Source organism: Gymnodinialimonas sp. (assembly GCF_059726805.1).
The window spans coordinates 2,898,514-2,916,551 of the sequence record NZ_AP041059.1 but is presented as its reverse complement, the minus strand read 5'-3'; the positions used below and the strand labels follow the sequence as shown (position 1 = coordinate 2,916,551).

18 protein-coding genes are annotated in these 18,038 nt (G+C 64.3%); 6 read left to right on the top strand and 12 right to left on the bottom strand.

The features are described 5' to 3' along the window. Positions 1-2 precede the first annotated feature (2 nt). Genes AC6I9R_RS14140 through AC6I9R_RS14130 form a run of 3 tightly spaced genes read right to left on the bottom strand, consistent with a single transcriptional unit; the run spans position 3 to position 3,009 of the window. Entirely contained in the window at positions 3-662 is a 660-nt protein-coding gene (locus AC6I9R_RS14140) for a hypothetical protein (RefSeq protein ID WP_497862958.1), read from the bottom strand. Continuing rightward, complete coding sequence (locus AC6I9R_RS14135; RefSeq protein WP_461426208.1) at positions 659-1,255, bottom strand: hypothetical protein; 597 nt, start codon at positions 1,253-1,255, stop codon at positions 659-661. The genes AC6I9R_RS14140 and AC6I9R_RS14135 overlap by 4 nt, the downstream gene beginning before the upstream one ends. Further along, positions 1,255-3,009, bottom strand: coding sequence for an acetolactate synthase 3 large subunit (locus AC6I9R_RS14130; protein WP_461426207.1), 1,755 nt, complete (start codon positions 3,007-3,009; stop codon positions 1,255-1,257). Before AC6I9R_RS14130 ends, AC6I9R_RS14135 begins: the two co-directional genes overlap by 1 nt. 433 nt (positions 3,010-3,442) lie before the next feature. Between AC6I9R_RS14130 and AC6I9R_RS14125 the strand changes: the two genes are divergently transcribed. The 4 genes from AC6I9R_RS14125 to AC6I9R_RS14110 all read left to right on the top strand — a co-directional run bounded on the left by AC6I9R_RS14125 (position 3,443) and on the right by AC6I9R_RS14110 (position 10,385). After that, a complete protein-coding gene (locus AC6I9R_RS14125; RefSeq protein ID WP_461426206.1) occupies positions 3,443-5,335 on the top strand; it encodes a PhoX family protein in 1,893 nt (630 codons plus the stop codon). Positions 5,336-5,857: 522 nt separating this feature from the next. Next, entirely contained in the window at positions 5,858-6,943 is a 1,086-nt protein-coding gene (locus tag AC6I9R_RS14120) for a TRAP transporter substrate-binding protein (RefSeq protein WP_461426205.1), read from the top strand. A 128-nt stretch (positions 6,944-7,071) separates the two neighbouring features. Continuing rightward, positions 7,072-7,980 carry a TRAP transporter small permease subunit gene (locus AC6I9R_RS14115; protein ID WP_461426204.1) on the top strand — a complete coding sequence of 303 codons (909 nt, stop codon included), beginning with the start codon at positions 7,072-7,074 and terminating at the stop codon, positions 7,978-7,980. 50 nt (positions 7,981-8,030) lie between these two features. After that, positions 8,031-10,385: a TRAP transporter large permease gene (locus tag AC6I9R_RS14110; protein ID WP_461426203.1), complete on the top strand. Its 2,355-nt coding sequence runs from the start codon at positions 8,031-8,033 to the stop codon at positions 10,383-10,385. 164 nt (positions 10,386-10,549) lie between these two features. Here the strand turns inward: AC6I9R_RS14110 and AC6I9R_RS14105 are convergent, their stop codons facing one another. From AC6I9R_RS14105 to AC6I9R_RS14085, 5 genes are all read right to left on the bottom strand, one after another. After that, the gene (locus AC6I9R_RS14105) at positions 10,550-10,954 is read right to left on the bottom strand and encodes a VOC family protein (RefSeq protein ID WP_461426202.1); all 405 of its coding nucleotides are present in this window, start codon (positions 10,952-10,954) and stop codon (positions 10,550-10,552) included. Beyond that, positions 10,954-11,814: an arginyltransferase gene (locus AC6I9R_RS14100; protein WP_461426201.1), complete on the bottom strand. Its 861-nt coding sequence runs from the start codon at positions 11,812-11,814 to the stop codon at positions 10,954-10,956. Before AC6I9R_RS14100 ends, AC6I9R_RS14105 begins: the two co-directional genes overlap by 1 nt. Positions 11,815-11,953: 139 nt before the next feature. Next, entirely contained in the window at positions 11,954-12,391 is a 438-nt protein-coding gene (locus tag AC6I9R_RS14095; RefSeq protein WP_461426200.1) for an RDD family protein, read from the bottom strand. A 111-nt stretch (positions 12,392-12,502) separates the two neighbouring features. Continuing rightward, entirely contained in the window at positions 12,503-12,931 is a 429-nt protein-coding gene (locus AC6I9R_RS14090) for a DUF2852 domain-containing protein (RefSeq protein ID WP_461426199.1), read from the bottom strand. An 83-nt stretch (positions 12,932-13,014) separates the two neighbouring features. After that, positions 13,015-13,425, bottom strand: a complete 411-nt coding sequence (locus AC6I9R_RS14085) for a DUF2852 domain-containing protein (protein WP_461426198.1) — start codon at positions 13,423-13,425, stop codon at positions 13,015-13,017. Positions 13,426-13,596: 171 nt separating this feature from the next. Here AC6I9R_RS14085 and AC6I9R_RS14080 point away from each other — a divergent pair, with 171 nt between their 5' ends. After that, positions 13,597-13,947 (top strand): ArsR/SmtB family transcription factor, encoded by a 351-nt coding sequence (locus AC6I9R_RS14080; protein WP_461426197.1) that lies wholly within the window; start codon positions 13,597-13,599, stop codon positions 13,945-13,947. Between the two features lies 1 nt (position 13,948). Further along, on the top strand, positions 13,949-14,455 hold the full coding sequence (locus AC6I9R_RS14075; protein WP_461426196.1) for an SRPBCC domain-containing protein: 507 nt from the start codon (positions 13,949-13,951) through the stop codon (positions 14,453-14,455). A 4-nt stretch (positions 14,456-14,459) separates the two neighbouring features. On the opposite strand, the gene mmsB is transcribed toward AC6I9R_RS14075, so the two are convergent. The 4 genes from mmsB to AC6I9R_RS14055 all read right to left on the bottom strand — a co-directional run bounded on the left by mmsB (position 14,460) and on the right by AC6I9R_RS14055 (position 18,030). After that, positions 14,460-15,332 (bottom strand): 3-hydroxyisobutyrate dehydrogenase, encoded by an 873-nt coding sequence (gene mmsB, locus AC6I9R_RS14070; RefSeq protein ID WP_461426195.1) that lies wholly within the window; start codon positions 15,330-15,332, stop codon positions 14,460-14,462. Next, on the bottom strand, positions 15,332-16,375 hold the full coding sequence (locus AC6I9R_RS14065) for an enoyl-CoA hydratase/isomerase family protein (protein ID WP_461426194.1): 1,044 nt from the start codon (positions 16,373-16,375) through the stop codon (positions 15,332-15,334). Before AC6I9R_RS14065 ends, mmsB begins: the two co-directional genes overlap by 1 nt. Positions 16,376-16,445: 70 nt before the next feature. After that, a complete protein-coding gene (locus AC6I9R_RS14060) occupies positions 16,446-17,591 on the bottom strand; it encodes an acyl-CoA dehydrogenase family protein (protein WP_461426193.1) in 1,146 nt (381 codons plus the stop codon). Positions 17,592-17,655: 64 nt separating this feature from the next. Then, positions 17,656-18,030 carry a DUF1304 domain-containing protein gene (locus tag AC6I9R_RS14055; protein WP_461426192.1) on the bottom strand — a complete coding sequence of 125 codons (375 nt, stop codon included), beginning with the start codon at positions 18,028-18,030 and terminating at the stop codon, positions 17,656-17,658. Positions 18,031-18,038 lie beyond the last annotated feature (8 nt).

Here is an 18,038-nt window from a genome sequence, read left to right as displayed (position 1 = left end):
TCCTATTGCGGGAGGATTGTCAGGGGGAAGGCCTCTGCCAGGGGCAGGGCAAAGGGGGCGGCGCCGGGGCGGTCGAGGCGCGTGGTGCCAAAGCGGTCGGGGTGCCGCGCCAGATAGGCGGCGCTGTAGAGCGTCGCGGTTGTCAGGGTCGCGTCGCCGGGCAGATCGTAGAACCCGTCGTCGCGGGCGGCGATCGGGGTGGGCGCGTTGTCTTGGATGAAGCGCAATTCCAACGTCAGGTCGGGATGATCGGCCAGCGTATAGGTGAGCCACCAGAAGCGGTCGTTGGTGGGGGTGATGAACTGCCCCCGGGCCTCAAAAACCTGCCCCTCGGATCCGGCAAGCGAAACGGCCTGCGCCAGGGATGTGGCATAGGATTGAAACGGCGGCAGGGTGGCGCGTTGGCTGACCACGGCCTCGAACGGATCGCCCGAGGTTGCCAGGGCCAGGATACCGTCGGGGCCTGCGTGAATGACCTCAAGTCGCTGACCGTAGGGCAGCGGATAGACGGCCCGCGTGGTGCCGTCGTCCAGCTGCCCCATAGCCTCGGATTCGCCCAACCGCGCGAGCTCTGCCGTCGCCATGCCGGGCAGAAGGCCGCGGAAATCCTGGGCGCTGGCGGGCAGGGCCATCAGGCAAAGGAGGGCAGCCGCGCGGATCATGAGATCGGCACACCGCAGGCGGGTTCGGGCGGGAGTTGCGGGAAATCAGCGTCGAAGGATTCCAGCGTCTGGAACGGATGCTCGGGCAGCAGGAACGGCGGCGCGCCGTCACTCAGGCCGTAGCGGTCGCCCGGGAAGACGCCGCCCTCGACCACGGTCTCAAACAGGCGCACTTCGTCCCAGCAATGGAACCCGCCGGGGTCCAGCGGCCCGAAGCCGCCGGGGGGGTATTCGTAGCAGACCTGCGCGCCGGCGGTCGGCAGATCAAACAGATCGCCGCTGTCGAGCCCGCCATCCCGGCCCGTGTCGCCGGAGCCGTCGTTCTGCAACTCGCGCAGCTCCGCATCACTATAGACACCCCAGGTGCCCACGATCACGTCTTCGATGCCGTGAAACCAGAGGTAGGCCGTGCCATCGCCCGAGGTGTATTCGATCTGATTGCCGCCGGTGTCGTAAAAATGAACCGTCCGCCCGCAAAGCAGGTCGAAGAGCGCATCGACGGCGCCCTGGGCCCCAACCGGACCCGCTGCGAGGAGGGTCGGCGCTGCAAGCAGCGCAGATCCGAGGAGGGGCGAGAGGCCCTTGCGGCCCATTACACCAGCACCCCACCCGCGTCGCCGATGGCGTTCGACGTGTCGGCCTCGCCCAGAAGCATCTCGTTGTGGGCCTTGCCGGACGGGATCATCGGGAAGCAGTTTTCGTGCTTGGTCACCAGGCAGTCGAAGATCACCGGGCCGTCGTAGGCCAGCATCTCCATGATCGCGTCGTCCAGATCCTTGGGGTCCGAGCAGAGGATGCCTTTGCAGCCAAAGGCCTCGGCCAGCTTCACGAAATCGGGCAGGGCCTCGGACCACGACTCCGAATAGCGCTCCCCGTGCAGCAGCTCCTGCCACTGGCGGACCATGCCCAGACGCTCGTTGTTGAGGATGAACTGCTTGACCGGCAGGCGGTACTGCACCGCTGTCCCCATCTCTTGCATGTTCATCAGCCAGGACGCCTCCCCGGCGACGTTGATCACCAGCCCCTCGGGATGGGCGACCTGCACGCCGACGGAGGCGGGCGTGCCGTAGCCCATGGTGCCCAAGCCCCCGGAGGTCATCCAGCGGTTGGGGTCGTCAAAGCCCAGGAATTGCGCCGCCCACATCTGGTGCTGGCCCACTTCGGTGGTGATGAAACGGTCCTTGCGGTGCTTGGTCAGCGCCTCGAGCCGTTCCAGCGCGTATTGCGGTTTGATCGTGTCCTCGGACGCCTTGTAATCCAGACACCGCACGGCCTTCCAGGCGTCGATCTGGGTCCACCAGGTCTGCACAGAGGTGCGGTCCGCCTTGCGCCCGCGCGCCTTCCAGACGCGCAAGATGTCCTCCAGCACATGGCCCACGTCGCCGATGATCGGGAAATCGGCGTGGATCACCTTGTTGATCGAGCTCGGATCGATATCGATATGCGCCTTCTTGGAGCCCGGCGAGAAATCCGCAATCCGGCCCGTGATCCGGTCATCAAAGCGCGCGCCCACGTTGATCATCAGATCACAGCCATGCATCGCCAGGTTGGCCTCATAGGTGCCGTGCATACCCAACATGCCGATCCACTTCTCGCCCGAGGCCGGATAGGCGCCCAGACCCATCAGGGTCGAGGTGATCGGAAAGCCCGTGGCCTCCACCAACTCCCGCAACAGCGTCGACGCCTTGTCGCCGGAGTTGATCACCCCGCCGCCGGTGTAAAACAAAGGCCGCTCGGCGGTCTCCATCGCTTCCACCAGCTTGGTGATCATCTCGATGTCACCCTTCACGCGGGGCTGGTAGTGGCTGATCTTTGCCTTGGGCTTGGTCGTGTATTCGCCGGTGGCGAATTGCACGTCCTTGGGGATATCGACCAGAACCGGGCCGGGGCGGCCCTCGGTGGCGATGTGGAAGGCCTGGTGGATGGTGTCGGCCAGACGGTCGGTCTCTTTCACCAGCCAGTTCATCTTGGTGCAGGGGCGCGTGATGCCGACGGTATCGGCCTCTTGGAACGCGTCCGAGCCGATCATGAAGGTCGGCACCTGGCCGGTCAGGCAAACAATCGGGATCGAGTCCATCAACGCGTCCGTCAGCCCGGTCACCGCGTTGGTCGCGCCGGGCCCGGAGGTCACCAGAACAACCCCCGGCTTGCCGGTGGAGCGCGCATAGCCTTCGGCGGCATGCACCGCGCCCTGTTCATGGCGCACCAGGATGTGGCGGATCGCGTTTTGCTGGAAGATTTCATCGTAAATCGGAAGGACGGCACCGCCGGGATAGCCAAATACCGTATCGACGCCCTGTTCCTTCAGGGCTTCGACGATCATCTTTGCTCCGGTCATCTGTGACATGGCGCTTGTTCCTTCTTTTCGCGCTTCATCATTCGTGTGCGATCCGTGGGAGAGTAGTCCAAAAAAAAGCCCCCGGATGGTGATCCGAGGGCGCATGGTTTCCGTTCTGGATGCCGTTACCGACCCATGCGCCTTTGTCCTACAAGTACGAGAATGCCGGACATTTCCGAGCCTCCTAAGTTCGCGTGGGCGGACGTTATGGGGGCGGGTTTTGCGCGTCAACAGCCAAAAGGGTGTGTTTGTGAATAAAATGTCGTCTGGGCGGCGTTTTGCGCAACTAATATCGCGATGGGCTTAGGGGGGTGGTTTGTGGCAGGCCTTAACAGAACCGTCACACAAGTATCACGAGACTGTCTTGGGCCGAGCCTAGCCTTTCGCTCGACCGCGCGGGGATGCGCGGGCTGCCATATATCTGCAAAGCTAGGAAATCGAGATGAAAGACATCGATACCAAGACGATTGATCGCGGCGACATGAGCTGGGACGACTGGGATGAGCGCGTGCGCCCCGCCCCGGAGGTGACGGACTTTGACCGGGTGGTCGAAACGGCGATGACGCGCCGCGGGGTTCTGGGCTCTCTCGTGGCACTGGGCTCGGGCGCGGCGGTGATGGGCACCGCCCTGCTGCGCGGCACGACGGCCATCGCCGACGGCGTCACGGACTTCCCCTTCACGCCGATTCCCACCTTCACCGACAACGCCGTCCATGTGCCCGAGGGCTACACCTGGCGCACCGTTGCGCGCTGGGGCGATCCGCTGTTCTCGGGCGCGCCCACGTTTGACAATGGCCACGGTGTCGAGGGCTCTGACCTGATCTTTGGCGAGAACACCGACGGGATGGACCTGTTCCGCATCGGCGACGCCGAGGTGATCGCCGTCAACCATGAATACGTGAACCCCGCCATCAACATCCCGGACCGCGAAACGCCGACCGAGGATGACGTGATGACGCTGATGAACCTTCAGGGCGTCACGGTGATGGAAGTGGCCATGGGGGGCGACGGCTACGAGGTTGTGGTCGACAGCCCGTTCAACCGCCGCATTCACCACAACACGCCGATGGAGATTGCCGGGCCCGCAGCCGGGCACCCGCTGCTCCAGACCTCGGCGGATCCGACCGGCACGCAGGTGTTGGGCACGATGAACAACTGTGGCTCCGGCAGGACGCTGTGGGGCACCTATATGACCTGCGAAGAGAACTTTAACGGCTACTTCGGCTCGACCGATCCTGAGTTGGAACTGCCCGAGGGCTTTGACCGTTACGGCATCAACCACGACAGCCGCTACGCCTACGAGCTGTACCACGCGCGCTATGACATCAGCCAGGAGCCGAACGAAGCGCATCGCTTTGGTTATATCGTCGAGATCGACCCCGCCGATCCGACCTCGACCCCCGTCAAGCGCACCGCCCTGGGCCGTTTCAAGCACGAGAACGCGGCCATGACGCGGGCCGAGGATGGGCGGATCGTCGTCTATATGGGCGATGATGAACGCGGTGAGTTCATGTACAAATACGTGTCGAACGGCACCTATACGGACGGCGGGCCGACCGAGGGCTTGCTGGACGACGGCACGCTTTACGCGGCCCACTTCAGCGACGACGGCACCGGCGAATGGCGTGCGCTGACGCCGGAAGCCACCGGCATGGACGCCGCCATGATCGCGATCCACACCCGCATGGCGGGATCGAGCGTGGGGGCCACGACGATGGACCGCCCGGAATGGATCGCCGTCTCGTCCACCCTGCCCGAGGCCTACTGCTGCCTGACCAACAACTCGCGCCGGGCGGCGGGCTTCACCAACGCGGGCGGCGATCCGGCGGAACCCGCCCCGGGCACCCCAAACCCGCGGGCTGAAAACCGCTATGGCCAGATCGTCCGCTGGCGCCCCGACGGGGCCGACCATGGGGCCGACACCTTCACCTGGGATCTCTACGTGATGGCGGGCAACCCGGTGGTGGGCCTGGGCCTCTATGCGGGCTCGGACAATGTGACCGAGGGCAACATGTTCAACTCGCCCGACGGGATGCAGGTGGACAGTACCGGTCTGATCTGGATCCAGACCGATGGCGACGACAGCAATGAGGGCGCGTTCACGGGCATGGGCAACAACCAGATGCTCATCGGCCACCCCGAGACGGGCGAGATCGCGCGGTTCCTCAGCGGCCCCAGCGGGTCGGAAGTGACCGGGTTGACCTGGAACAGCGACCGCACGGTGGCCTTCGTGGGCATCCAGCACCCCGGCGGCACCTGGCCCGACGGCGGCGACAGCGTGGCGCGGTCTTCGGTGATCGCCGTCTGGCGCGAGGACGGCGCGGCCATCGGCTAGGGCGCTGACACGGCGACATGAATGGGGGGGCCACGTCAACGCGTGGCCCCTTTGTCGTGACGGATGCGGAGCGTGGCACGGTTAGAATCATCGCCCAACCGGGGCGGGCCTACGGCGATCAGCCGCGCAGTTTCCTGTCGCGGGGCAGGGGAGTGGCGCAACTTTTGATTGTGTCGGTCGACGCCTTTCTCGCGTGAAACGATCTTGCACGTCGCTACGCGCCCAATCCGCGGCCACGGCGGCAACCGATGCCCAAGGAGGCGGCAAACGCCCCCTTGCAAGGCATCTGCGACAATTTTTCCTTTTTCCTAAGAGGCGTTAGCGCAAACGGCCCACAACCCAAGGATGTAGCCGACGCCAAACTGGCCGGATTGGTAAGAAAATTTTACAAAAAACACCCGTTCAGACAAGAAAACCTGTTTTCGGACGGAGAAGCCTTCGCTAAGTTGCCCACACTTCTAATCCACCGAGCGCCCAGGAGGGGGGCTTGGGGAAAGATCCAAATCGGGGAGGAATACACCTATGGATCGTCGTTCTTTTTTGCGGACATCCGCTGTTGGCGGAGCAGCCGCCGCGTCCACTACACTTGCAGCACCGCTTTACGCTCAGGGCAACCGTGAGCTGACGCTTGTGACGTCCGTGCCTGACGGTTTCGCGATTTTCGATGACGCGGCACAGCTCGCCATCGACTACGTCGCCGCCATGACGGACGGTCAGCTGACCTTCAACAAAATGTCCGCAGGCACGCTTGTGGGCGCGTTCGAAGTGTTTGACGCTGTGTCCTCGGGCCAGGCGGACGTCTATCACTCGGCTGAGTACTACTTCCTCAACCAGCACCCCGCCTTCGCGTTCTTCACCTCCGTGCCCTTCGGCATGACCAGCCAGGAACTGGCGAACTGGTACTACCGCCGCGGTGGCGCGGAACTGCACCAGGACCTGTCCTCGCTGTTCGGTCTCTACCCGATCATGTGCGGCATGACCGCGATGCAGCCCGGCGGCTGGTTCAACACCGAGATCAACTCGGCTGAAGACCTGCAGGGTCTGCGCTTCCGGATGCCGGGCCAGGGTGGTCAGGTTCTCGGTCGCCTCGGCGCATCGGTCCAGAACATCCCCGGTGGTGAGATCTACCAGGCGCTGTCCTCGGGCCAGATCGACGGTGCGGAGTGGATTGGTCCCTACGCAGACGAGCGCATGGGCTTCCAGGAAGTCACCAACACCTACTACGCCGCTGGTTTCCACGAGCCGGGTTCGGCGCTGTGCATGGGCTTCAACCTGGAAATCTGGGAATCCCTCACGCCCCAGCAGCAGCAGATCTGCAACGTGGCTTGCCAGGCAGCCCACGCCCAGAACACCGCGCTGTCGCTGGCCGAAAACGGTGCCGCTCTGGCCCGTCTGCAGGCCGGTGGTGTGCAGGTGCGTCAGTTCCCCGAGGACGTCTGGGACGCCTTCGGTGCCGCCGCCGCAGAGGTGCGCGAAGAGAACATGGGCGACGAGATCTATGCCAACATCGCCAACAGCTACTTCGCATCGCAGGCAGAATCTGCCGGTTGGTACGAGATCGCCGATGGCGAGTACCAGCGTCAGCGTAACCGCGTGAACGCAGGCTAAACGTCGCTTCCAAGGCATCCGCCCCCGCCCGCCCAGATGCGGGCGGGGGCATCCCCTAAGATACTATCGGGCCTCCTGCGACTGGGTGGCACCACATCCCGAGCGTGCCTCGGCGGGAGTTTCTCAATATGCTAGACCTGATCCTCTGGGCTTTGACCGAGCTTGTGATGGCCCCGGTGAACATCGTCACCGCGCTTTTCAATGCGGGTTCGTGGTTGAACTGGTCGAATTTCGAGAACCTGGCCCGCTTCATCTACTACGGCGCCTCGGTTGAATTGTTCTTCGCGCTGTTCTTCATCTTCGGCGCGATCACCGTCGTGGGCTTTTTCAAGCGCGAGTTCCTCTGGGCCTGCGTCCGCGCGCAAGAGACCTTCGCCAACGCCGTCGGGCGCACCGCCGCCTGGGTCGGCCTGCTGATGGTCCTGCAACAGGTGATGATCGTTTTCCTGCAGCGGATTTTCCGCGTGCCGGACATCTCGCTCGGGCCGCTGGGGACCGTGTTCACGCAAGACCTGTCGTGGTGGGCGGAAGAGCTGAAGCTTTATAACGCCATCGTCGTGACCATGTGCGTCACCTACACGTTCGTCCAGGGCGGCCATGTCCGCGTGGACCTTGTCTATTCCGCCGTGAAGTTCCGCACCAAGAAGGTGCTCGACATGTTGGGGGCCATGTTCTTCATGCTGCCCGTCGTCACACTGACCTACATGTACGCCTGGTTCTTCATGTGGCGCCACCTGGTGGTGCCCAACCCCTCTGCCTCCAGCGAGCTGGACCGGATGATCATGCAGGCCCGCGCCATGCGCTGGAACGTGGAGACCATCGGCTTCAGCCCCAACGGGTTCAACGCCTACTTCCTCTTCAAGGTGCTGATCGTCGTCTACTGCGTGCTGGTCTTCCTGCAAGCCTGGTCGATGTTCTGGCGCTCGTACCTGGAATGGAAAGAGGGCGAGGCCAGCGAAGGCAAATATCTGGACCGTGACTACCTTGGCGATGACGCCGAAGAGATCGAGCACGCCGTCCACTCGGGATCGACCTGAGCCACACGACAAGACGCCGAGAAACTGGCGCAGCATAGGGACAAGTACAGATGCTCTTTGGATTGGACGGGGTCGAAATTGGCCTGATTATCGTGTTCCTGACGCTCTTTGGCGGGATCATGACAGGCTTTCCGGTGGCCTTTGCTATTGGCGGCGCGGGGGTGATTTCCTTCGCGATCATCGCCGCCTTGGACAGCTCGGGTCTGTTGATCCACCAGGCCGTGGACGTGCGGTCAGAGGATTATCTGGCCCTGATTGCCGACGGCGTCCCCCGAGAAACCATATCAACCTTCCGATACCCGGACCTGCCGCGATATGAAGAGGCCCTGTTCCCCGGTGGCTGGGAAACGGCCCTTGATCGCAACCTGTCGTTCATCGTCAACCGCATGAACGAGCGTGTGATTGCTGGCCAATCGATCGAGATCCTGCTGGCGGTTCTGATGTTCGTGATGATGGGCATCACGCTGGAGCGTTCCAAGATTGCCAACGATCTGCTGACCACCATGGCACGCGTCTTTGGCCCGCTGCCCGGCGGACTGGCCGTGTCCATCGTGATCGTGGGGGCGTTTCTTGCCGCCTCCACCGGGATCGTCGGGGCCACCGTGGTGACCATGGGTCTGTTGGCCCTGCCCACCATGTTGCGCAACAACTACTCGCCCGAGCTGGCAACGGGCGTCATCGCGGCATCCGGCACCTTGGGGCAGATCATTCCGCCCTCCATCGTGATCGTTTTGCTCGGCACGCTGGCCGGTGATCTTTATGCCACGGGGCAAGAGGCCCGCGCGGTGGCGGCGGGCTGCCGCGACGCGCTGACCTTCCTGGGCGAGCCTGCGGTTCTGTCGGTGGGCACGCTGTTCCAGGCGGCGCTCTTGCCCGGGATCTTCCTGGCGTTCCTCTATGCCGCCTACTCCTTCGGCTTTGCGCTGGTCTTCCCCTCCAAGGCGCCCGCGGTCCAGATGGGCTCCGCGCCCGGAGAGGCCACGACGCGCAATGAGAAGCTGACCTGGTTCCTGGGCGCTCCGGCGGCAATCATCGTCGCGGTCAGCCTTGGCGCCTCGGGCGGGTTGATCGGCGGTCAGAACATTTCGGTCAACGATTGGACCGATGCGGCCGAGACCTCGTCGCTGCGCACGAATGTGTCCGAGCAATGTGCGGCGGGCATGATCGAGTTGCATGGTCAAGAGGCCTGGGATGCCGCCGTGGCCGAACAGGCCGCGATTGACGCGGGCGCCGGGGGCGAGGAGGCCCACGAACGCTCCCCCGAAGAGATGGAAGCGGCCCTGGCCGATGCGCTCGCCGCGACCCCGCCGATTGGTGGCGGCGTTGCAGCCCTGTTCACCATCTTGGCGCTGGTGCTGGTTCTGGCGCGCGGCGTCTCGCCCTCGTCTTCGCCGGTGCCGCTTCTGGTTGGGGGCCTTGGCATCGTCTTGGCGTTCATCGCCGACATCGCCTTCATCAGCCCGCTGATGGGGCCGGGGGCGACCTTCATGGTCCTGGCGATCCCGTTCTTCTTGACCGCTTACGGGTGCTACTACGCCGTCGGGCGGCTGGCGCAGAACGAGCTGCTGCGCGTGGTCTTCCCGCCGCTGGTTCTGATCATCGCGGTTCTGGGCTCGATCCTGGGCGGCATCACCAACCCCACGCCCGCCGCCGCCCTGGGCGCGGCCGGCGCGATCATGCTGGCGGCCTACCGCAAGTTTGGCGATGACCGGCGCGGCGCGAAGATCATCATCGGGGCGGCTTTCGCCGTCGTCATCATGATCATCGTCGGTGTGAACTTCGACCTGCGCATGGGCCGCGAGGCCGTGACGCTCGCCGATTGGATCGCCTACATCGTGACCCAGGGCGCCTACCACTTCGCCTTCTTCGGCCTGTTGTTCGCCTGCTGGACGCTCTTGCGGACCTCTGTCCTTGGCCCGGTGGTGCGCGAGACGGCGAAGGTGACGAGCATGGTCTTCACCATCCTCATCGGCTCGCAGGTCTTGAACCTGACGCTGATCGCCTTCGGCGGAGAGCACTACATCCAGCAGTTCCTGCGCGCATTCGATCAGGAATGGGTCGTGTTCCTTCTGGTGATGGCGATCTTGTTTGTCCTGGGCTTCGTGCTCGACTTCCTGGAGATCATCTACATCGTGATCCCCATCGTCGGCCCGGTGATCTACGGCGGCACGCTGGACCCCAAATGGGTGACGATCATGATCGCGGTGAACCTGCAGACGTCGTTCCTGACGCCACCGTTCGGATTTGCGCTCTTCTACCTGCGCGGGGTGGCGCCGAAATCGGTGACCACCGGGCACATCTACCGCGGGGTGCTGCCGTTTGTGGGCATCCAGGTGTTGGGCCTGGCGATCCTGTGGTTCTTCCCGGGCATCGTGACCATCGTCCCGGATCTGCTGCCGAACTGAGCGGCGAGGCAGAGAGATTGTGGGGAAGGGGGGCCGGGTGGTCCCCCTTTCTTGTAGGGCGGTGCGTGTGGAGGGGGGAGGACCCTCCGGGGGGAGTTGTATTTGGCAAGATGAAGGGGGGAGCGGCGCGCGTTGATTGGCCGGGCGATATCAGGCGGGCGCGATCAGGTGGGCTGGATCAGGTCCCACAGGTTGCCCCAGGGATCGCGCCATTGGGCGACGGTGCCGTAGGGCTCATGGCGGGGCTCTTCGATGAAGGTGCCGCCTGCGGTGGTGATCCGGGCCGCGTCGCGGGCGAAATCATCTGTCTGTAGAAAGAACCCAACCCGGTCGCCGGTCTGCGACCCCAGGGCTGCGCGCTGTGTCTCACTCGTGGCAACTGCGAGGAGGATCTGCGCTTGGGACAAGCGCGGGTCCGAGGAGGGGTTGGGCGCTGGCGGCGCCACCGTCACCCACCGTTTGCGGCCCTGGTCCTCGTCGCTCACCAAAGACCACCCCAGGCCGCCCACGAAAAACGCGATTCCTGTGTCGTAGTCCGGGACAAGAAGCGTCACCAGCGCCAGGCGCATCAGGCCTCGTCGCTTTGGGGCAATCCGCTTTCCACGCGACCGCTGTCGGCCCGCAGGTCCGGCAGCGTGATCTGAGCCACCTGCTGCGCAATCGGATCGGTCGACAGGGGATGGGTCTGGGTGTCGTAGTCCTCCGGCGATCCGATGTCCTGCCAGGCGCCGTTCACATAGACCTCCAGGGCCGGGAAGTTGGCCTTGTAGCCCATCTTCGCAGACCCGGGCACCCAGTACCCGAGGTAGACGTAGGGCAGCCCGGCCTCCTGGGCCAAGGCGATGTGATCAAGGATCACGTAGGTCCCGAGCGAGTTCTTCTGCAACTCGGGCGCAAAGAACGAATAGACGAGGCTGAGCCCGTCATCGAGGATATCGGTCAGGCACACCGCGGCCAGGTCATCGCCCTCGCGCTGGTCGCGGTACTCGATCACGCGGGTCTTGACCGGCGTCTCTTCGATCATCGCGGCAAACTCGAACACATCCATATCGGCCATGCCGCCATCGGCGTGGCGGGTATCCAGATAGGTGCGAAAGAGCGCATATTGCTCCTCCGTGGCCCAGGCCGAGCGGGGGTGGCGCAACAGATGCTCATTGCGTTTCGCGATCCGCTTGTGCCCGCGTTTGGGGGCAAAATCCGCCACCCGGATGCGCGCGGACAGGCACGCGGCGCAATCGGTGCAGGACGGGCGGTAAAGCACATTCTGCGACCGCCGGAAGCCTTGCTTGCTGAGCGAATTGTTTAACGCCTCCGCCTGTTCCCCCTGCAACGCGGTAAACAGCTTCCGCTCGCGCCGGCCATCGAGGTAAGGGCAGGCCTGCGGAGCCGTCACATAGAACTGCGGCGCAATGGGAAGCGTATGACGCATGAAATAGGGTCCAGATCGTGGTCTCTGCAAAAGAGCACACGTCCAAGGCTGCGGGCAACAGCTTTCTGGGACATGGTTACCACTGCAAGTGTCGCACCGCAGGCAGGGTTAATGCGCGGGGCGGCCTCGGGCGCCGCGCTCAGGTCGGGCGGTTGATCATGACAGAGCCCACCAGCTCATCATGCAGGCCGCGGTTCAGGGGACGCCCGATCATCAGGCCGATGGAGATCAACTGGATCACGAAGAACGTCGCCGCAAAGAGGAAGCTGCCGGTGTGCAGCGCCGCCTCCTGGCTGCTGAGGCGCGCACCCGTCCGTCCGCGCAGCTCGATGTTCATCACCCGCATGCCAAGCGTTGCCGATTGCGCCTTGATCGTGCTCCAGCGGTAGAAGAACGCCAGCGCCAGATGCACCGGAACCCATAGAAAGAACGCGATGCCCGCCGTCAGGATGCTGAGGATCAGCATCGCGGTGAAGATCAGGCCCGCGTCGATCGCCCAGGCAAACAGGCGCTTGGGCAGAACGCCTTCGTAATAGGCGGCGTCATAGGTGGGGTCGGGCAGCGGGGAACGGGTCATGGTGGAAGACATGGGGATCTCAGGGGCCTTAGAAAAGGGGGAAAATCGCCCCGCCGCACGTCCCTGGGGGGAGGGGACGGAGGGCGGCGGGGCCTATGCCGGGCGGGGACGTCAGGCCTCGGCACGTTGGGCGGCGCGGCTGCGGTCATCCATGAACTTGTCGAACTCATGCTTGTCCTTGGCGTCGCGCAGGCGGGTCAGGAACCCGTCGAACTGGGTCTGCTCTTTCTCCAACCGCGCCATCAGCGCGTCGCGGTAGGCATCGAAGCTTTGATTGCCGCTGGAGGGTTGCGCGTCCTGGGGCATTCGGGGGCTCACCTCTGCGATGGCCGCATCCAGGCGCGCGCCCGCGTTCAGGGCCGGGATCCGGGTCCATTGCCAGGCAAACAGAACCGCCAGACCGATCCCGACGATGCCGAACATCGCCATCGCCACGATCGACACGGAGATCGCAAAGCCCGCATAGAAGATGATCGATAGGACCTGTACGACCACGGGGACTTGCGGGGCAGGGCTGAGCGGGGCGGTGTCGAGGGGCATGGCGCTGATCCTTGAAATGGGTTGTGGTAAGCCCGCAGAGGGCAAAAGCAGCCGGACCCGCTTATGCGGGTCCAGTCGTGGTGTCAGGCTTTGGCGTCATCCGCCTCGGCGGCCTTGGCGCGGTCATCCATGAACGCATCGAATTCCGACTTGTCCTTGGCATCGCGCAGGCGCTGCAGGAAGGCCTCGAACGCGCCCTGCTCGTCTTCCAGGCGCTTGAGCGTGTCGGCCTTGTAGGCGTCGAACGCGGTGTTGCCCGAGCTGCGGAAGTTATGGCCGTGGCTGCGACGGCGGGATTTGCAGGAACCATTGAACATGCGTTTACTCCATATCATGTAGGCCAGAAGGGCGAGGCCGATGGGCCAGAAGAAGATGAACCCCAGCACCATGGCAGCGATCCACGCGCCCTTGCCGCGGGCGTCGAGCCAGTTTTCGGCCTTGGAGAACCAGCTTTGGTGCTCGGCGGGGATTGTGGGGGCGGGTGTGGCGGTCATTGGGGTGTCTCCTCGTTTCGGGTCAGGTGAATGTAAATGTTAATCACATTAACTCATATGGGAGGGCGCGCGGGTCAGGCAAGGGGGTAAGTGAATCTTTTTTACATTTTCCAACTGCATCGAAATTGACTTATATAAAGAGCTGCTAATATGATAACGGCAGGAGGCCCCATGTCCGCACTTGACCGCCGCTTTGCCGCCCTGGCCGATCCCACGCGCCGCCAGATCCTGCACCGTTTGGGGCAGGGGGAGGCGACCGTGCAGCAGCTGGCCTCGGTGGCCGAGATGTCCCAACCCGCGATTTCGCATCATCTTAAGGTTTTGGAAGCGGCTGAGCTGGTAGAAACCCGCGTGGTGGCCCAGACCCGCCCGCGCCGTCTTCGCGCAGATGCCTTGACAGAAATGGCCGCGTGGCTGGCGCAGATGCAAGCAATGGTGGAGGGGAACTATCAACGACTGGATGCCGTTCTGGCCGACATGCAGTCCCCGAGATCCCCCACCCCCCCAAACGAGGAGCCCTAAGATGCCCGACCCCTCAGACGTCACCCTCGACGGCGATTGCGCCGTCATCGTCACCCGCAGCTTTGACGCGCCGCGCGCGCTGGTCTGGCGCGCCTTCACCGAACCCGCGATCCTGCAGCGCTGGCTGCTCGGCCCCCCGGGGTGGGAGATGCATGTCTGCGAGGTAGAGGTGAAGGTCGGTGGCAGCTACCGGTGGCGCTGGCGCAATGCCGAGTTGGGGCAGGAATTCGGCTTCACCGGCACCTATACGGCGGTTGAGATCGGCGCGCGGCTGGAGGACCGGCAAACCTTCGATCAAGGCACCCACGGCGTCGCCATGGGCGAGCCCACGACCAACATCGTCGTGTTTGAAGACGTGCCCGATGCCTCAGGCCCTGCCACCCGTGTCGTCACCCGCATCGAATACCCCGATGCCGCGACGCGCACGATGGTGATGTCCCAAGGCATGTCCGACGGGATGGAGATGTCTTACGCCGGCCTCGACAAGGTGCTGCCGCAACTGGCGTAAGGCCTCAGCCGCGCCCGCGCGTTTCAAACCGAGGCAACATGGCCGAGAAATCCCGGCCCATCCCGTCTTCGTCCTCCACGAACTGCCGGTAAAGCGCCAGCGCCGCCGCGCCCATCGGCGTGTCCGCATCCGCCGCCTCAGCGGCCGCCTGGGCCAGGCCCAGATCCTTCAACATCAGTTCCGCCGCGAAACCGGGCTGATAATCGTTGTCCGCCGGGCTTTGCGGCCCCACCCCCGGCGCCGGGCAATAGGCGTTCATCGTCCAGCTATAGCCCGAGGAGGTGGAGACCACGTCAAACATGCTCTGCCGCGCGAGGCCCAGTTTGTCGGCCAGCGCAAAGGCCTCGCAGGTGGCGATCATCGTGACGCCCAGGATCATGTTGTTGCAGATCTTCGCCGCCTGTCCATTGCCCGCAGGCCCACACAGCACCGCCTTCTGCCCCATGATCTCGAACAGCGGCGTCACCCGCGCAAACGCCTCCGCGCCGCCGCCCACCATGAAGGTCAGCGTGCCGCCCGCCGCGCCACCAACGCCGCCCGAAACAGGCGCGTCCAGCCATCCCAGGCCTGCGGCCTCGGCCAAACCCGCCACCTCGCGCGCGGCATCCACCTCGACGGTGGAGCAATCTACCAGCACAGCGCCAGGGGCCATCGCCGGGATCACCTCCGCCGCCACCGCCCGCAGGATCGCGCCATTGGGCAACATGGTGATCACCACATCGGCGCCTGCCGCAGCCTCGGCCGCCGAGCCCATCCGCGTCACACCCTCCGGCGCGCCCGCGACCGTGTCAAACCCCACCACCTCATGGCCCGCTTGCGCCAGATTGGCCGCCATCGGCGCGCCCATGTTTCCCAGCCCGATAAATCCAATCCGCATCAACTCATCCTCCATTCATCCGGGCCCAGGGGCTTCAGCATCCCTGCCACTTCCACCGCCGTCACATCCCCGGGGGCCGCGTGCTTCCACTTCGGCTTGCGGTCCTTGTCGATGATCGCCGCGCGGATCCCCTCCAGGAAATCCCCATGCTCCATCGACCGCGCCGTGAACCGATACTCATTGCGCAGCGCATGTTCGATATCGTCACGGCCCCGCGCGCGATGGACCAACTCGATGGCGCAGGCCATCGCGAGGGGTGAGTTCCGCCCCATCATCTTGCGCGCCTCGGCCACGAAATCCGCCATCTCCTCGGGCGCATGGGCCAGGTCGACCAGCACATCGCGCAGGCCTTCACCGCCGAACAGATGATCAACCGCCGCGCGCTTTTGCGCCAGCGCACTCTCCGGTGGCGCTTCCGCCGCCCGGTCCACGGCCTCCCAATCGCCGCTCAGCAGCTCCGCCTTCAACGCGTCCCAACGCGCCTCCGGCACATAGTAATCCGCAAATTCCGCCAGGATCGCATCGCCGGGCCCCATCCGCGCGGCGGTCATGCCCAGGTATTCCCCCAGCCGCCCCGGCGCGCGTGCCAGCAGCAAGGAGCCGCCGACATCGGGCACCAACCCGATCCCGCACTCCGGCATCGCGATGGCAGAGCTTTCGCACACGATCCGGTGCGAGCCGTGGCAGCCCACGCCCACACCGCCGCCCATCGTGAAGCCCTGCAGAAACGTCACCACGGGCTTGGGGAAGGCAAACATCTTGGCGTTCATCCGATATTCATCGGCCCAAAACCGGCGCCCATAGTCGAAATCGCCCGCCGTCCCGGTGTCATACATCTCCTGAATGTCGCCACCGGCACAAAACGCGCGCTCCCCCACGGCGTCGATCATCACCAGGTCCACGGCCCCGTCCTCGGCCCAATCATCCAGCGCCGCTTCAATCGCCAGACACATCTGATAGGTCACCGCATTCAGCGTCTGGGGCCGGTTCAGCGTAATCCGCCCCGCCCGCGCCTCAACGCGAATATCAATGTCACCGCCCACGCTGGCTCCCCCCTTCATCTTGCCAAATACAACTCAATCCCACCCGCGCCACCGGCGCCTGCGGTCGAATTTATCCCCGATCCGCCAGCATCTGGCGGGCCACGATCATCCGCATGATCTCATTGGTCCCCTCCAGGATCTGATGCACCCGCAGATCGCGCACGATCTTTTCCACCCCGTAATCCGCCAGATACCCGTATCCGCCATGGAGCTGCAAACATTGGTCCGCAATCCGCGATCCCGCTTCGGTGCAGAACTTCTTCGCCATCGCACAAGCCTTGGTGGCATCCGGCGCGCCTTCGTCCAGCTTCCAGGCCGCCTGCCGCAGGAACACGCGCGCGGCCTCGAGCTCAATCTCCATATCCGCCAAGCGGAACTGCAGCGCTTGGAATTGATCAATCGACTGCCCGAAGGCTTTGCGCTCGCCCATGTAGGCCAAGGTGCCGCGCAGCGCTGCCGAGGCCGCGCCAAGCGAGCAGGCGGCGATGTTCAACCGCCCGCCGTCGAGCCCCGCCATGGCATACCGAAACCCGCGCCCCTCCTCGCCCAGAAGGTTCCCCGCAGGCACCGCGCAATCGTCCATCTGCACCGCGCGGGTGGGTTGGGACCGCCAGCCCATCTTGTCCTCCAGCCCGCCAAACGACAGGCCTGGCGCGCCGTCTTCCACCACCATGGCCGAGATCCCGCGCGGGCCCTCCTCCCCGGTGCGGCACATCACGATATAGGCGTCGGAATAGCCGCCGCCCGAGATGAATGCCTTGGTGCCCGACAGCACATAACCCTCATTGCTGCGCATTGCCCGGCTCTTCAACGCCGCCGCGTCCGAGCCTGATCCGGGCTCCGTCAGGCAGTAGGAGAACACCGTTTCCATGCTCAACGCAGGCGGCAGGAAGCGCGCGCGCAGCGCGTCCGAGCCGAAATTCTCGATCATCTTGGCGCACATGTTGTGGATCGACAGGAACGCCGCGACCGAGGCGCAGGCCTCCGACAGGGCCTCGAAGACCAGCGTCGCCTCCAACCGCGAGAGGCCCGAGCCGCCGTTTTCTTCCGACACATAAAGCCCCGCAAACCCCAATTCCGCCAGCTTCGGCCAAAGCGCTTTCGGGATGCTCCCCTCCCGCTCCCAGGCCTGGGCATGGGGCGCGATCTCGGCCTCGCCAAAGGCGCGCGCCATGTCATAGATGGCCGTGGCCTCTTCGCTCAGCTGAAAATCCATGGTCGCCTCCGGTGCAGAATTGAACGCTCGTTTAATTATCGAGTGTTGCAGGACTATTGCAAGCTCACGCCCGGCGTTTTGCAAGGAACAGGAAGACCAACCCAAGAACGGCGGGCCCGGTCTGGACCGCCATGATCCGGGACGAGACCGTGAAGGCGCCGAAGATCCCGGCAACCGCCACGAAAAGCAGGAAGCAGGCCCCCACATTGATCCGCCAGCGCGCGTCGCGGATCAGCAAGGACCAGATCAGCCCGGCCGACAGGAAGGCGTTGTAAAGCCCCTGATTGGCGGCCATCGCGGTCGTCTGCTCGAACAATTCCGGGGGGAAGGTTGAAAAAACGACGGGTCCCCGCGTCGTCCAGGCAAAGATCTCGAACCACGCAATATAAAGATGAAGGGCCGCGATAACGGCAATGATGAGGGCGGCGGCGCGGTACATCACGACGC

Coding starts and splice junctions, on each gene's coding strand:
- AC6I9R_RS14120 (WP_461426205.1), top strand. CDS start 5,858: ATGGATCGTCGTTCTTTTTTGCGGACATCCGCTGTTGGCGGAGCAGCC.
- AC6I9R_RS14080 (WP_461426197.1), top strand. CDS start 13,597: ATGTCCGCACTTGACCGCCGCTTTGCCGCCCTGGCCGATCCCACGCGC.
- AC6I9R_RS14060 (WP_461426193.1), bottom strand. CDS start 17,591: ATGGATTTTCAGCTGAGCGAAGAGGCCACGGCCATCTATGACATGGCG.
- AC6I9R_RS14095 (WP_461426200.1), bottom strand. CDS start 12,391: ATGACCCGTTCCCCGCTGCCCGACCCCACCTATGACGCCGCCTATTAC.
- AC6I9R_RS14110 (WP_461426203.1), top strand. CDS start 8,031: ATGCTCTTTGGATTGGACGGGGTCGAAATTGGCCTGATTATCGTGTTC.
- AC6I9R_RS14130 (WP_461426207.1), bottom strand. CDS start 3,009: ATGTCACAGATGACCGGAGCAAAGATGATCGTCGAAGCCCTGAAGGAA.
- AC6I9R_RS14140 (WP_497862958.1), bottom strand. CDS start 662: ATGATCCGCGCGGCTGCCCTCCTTTGCCTGATGGCCCTGCCCGCCAGC.
- AC6I9R_RS14075 (WP_461426196.1), top strand. CDS start 13,949: ATGCCCGACCCCTCAGACGTCACCCTCGACGGCGATTGCGCCGTCATC.
- AC6I9R_RS14090 (WP_461426199.1), bottom strand. CDS start 12,931: ATGCCCCTCGACACCGCCCCGCTCAGCCCTGCCCCGCAAGTCCCCGTG.
- AC6I9R_RS14135 (WP_461426208.1), bottom strand. CDS start 1,255: ATGGGCCGCAAGGGCCTCTCGCCCCTCCTCGGATCTGCGCTGCTTGCA.
- AC6I9R_RS14115 (WP_461426204.1), top strand. CDS start 7,072: ATGCTAGACCTGATCCTCTGGGCTTTGACCGAGCTTGTGATGGCCCCG.
- AC6I9R_RS14105 (WP_461426202.1), bottom strand. CDS start 10,954: ATGCGCCTGGCGCTGGTGACGCTTCTTGTCCCGGACTACGACACAGGA.
- AC6I9R_RS14100 (WP_461426201.1), bottom strand. CDS start 11,814: ATGCGTCATACGCTTCCCATTGCGCCGCAGTTCTATGTGACGGCTCCG.
- mmsB (WP_461426195.1), bottom strand. CDS start 15,332: ATGCGGATTGGATTTATCGGGCTGGGAAACATGGGCGCGCCGATGGCG.
- AC6I9R_RS14125 (WP_461426206.1), top strand. CDS start 3,443: ATGAAAGACATCGATACCAAGACGATTGATCGCGGCGACATGAGCTGG.
- AC6I9R_RS14085 (WP_461426198.1), bottom strand. CDS start 13,425: ATGACCGCCACACCCGCCCCCACAATCCCCGCCGAGCACCAAAGCTGG.
- AC6I9R_RS14055 (WP_461426192.1), bottom strand. CDS start 18,030: ATGTACCGCGCCGCCGCCCTCATCATTGCCGTTATCGCGGCCCTTCAT.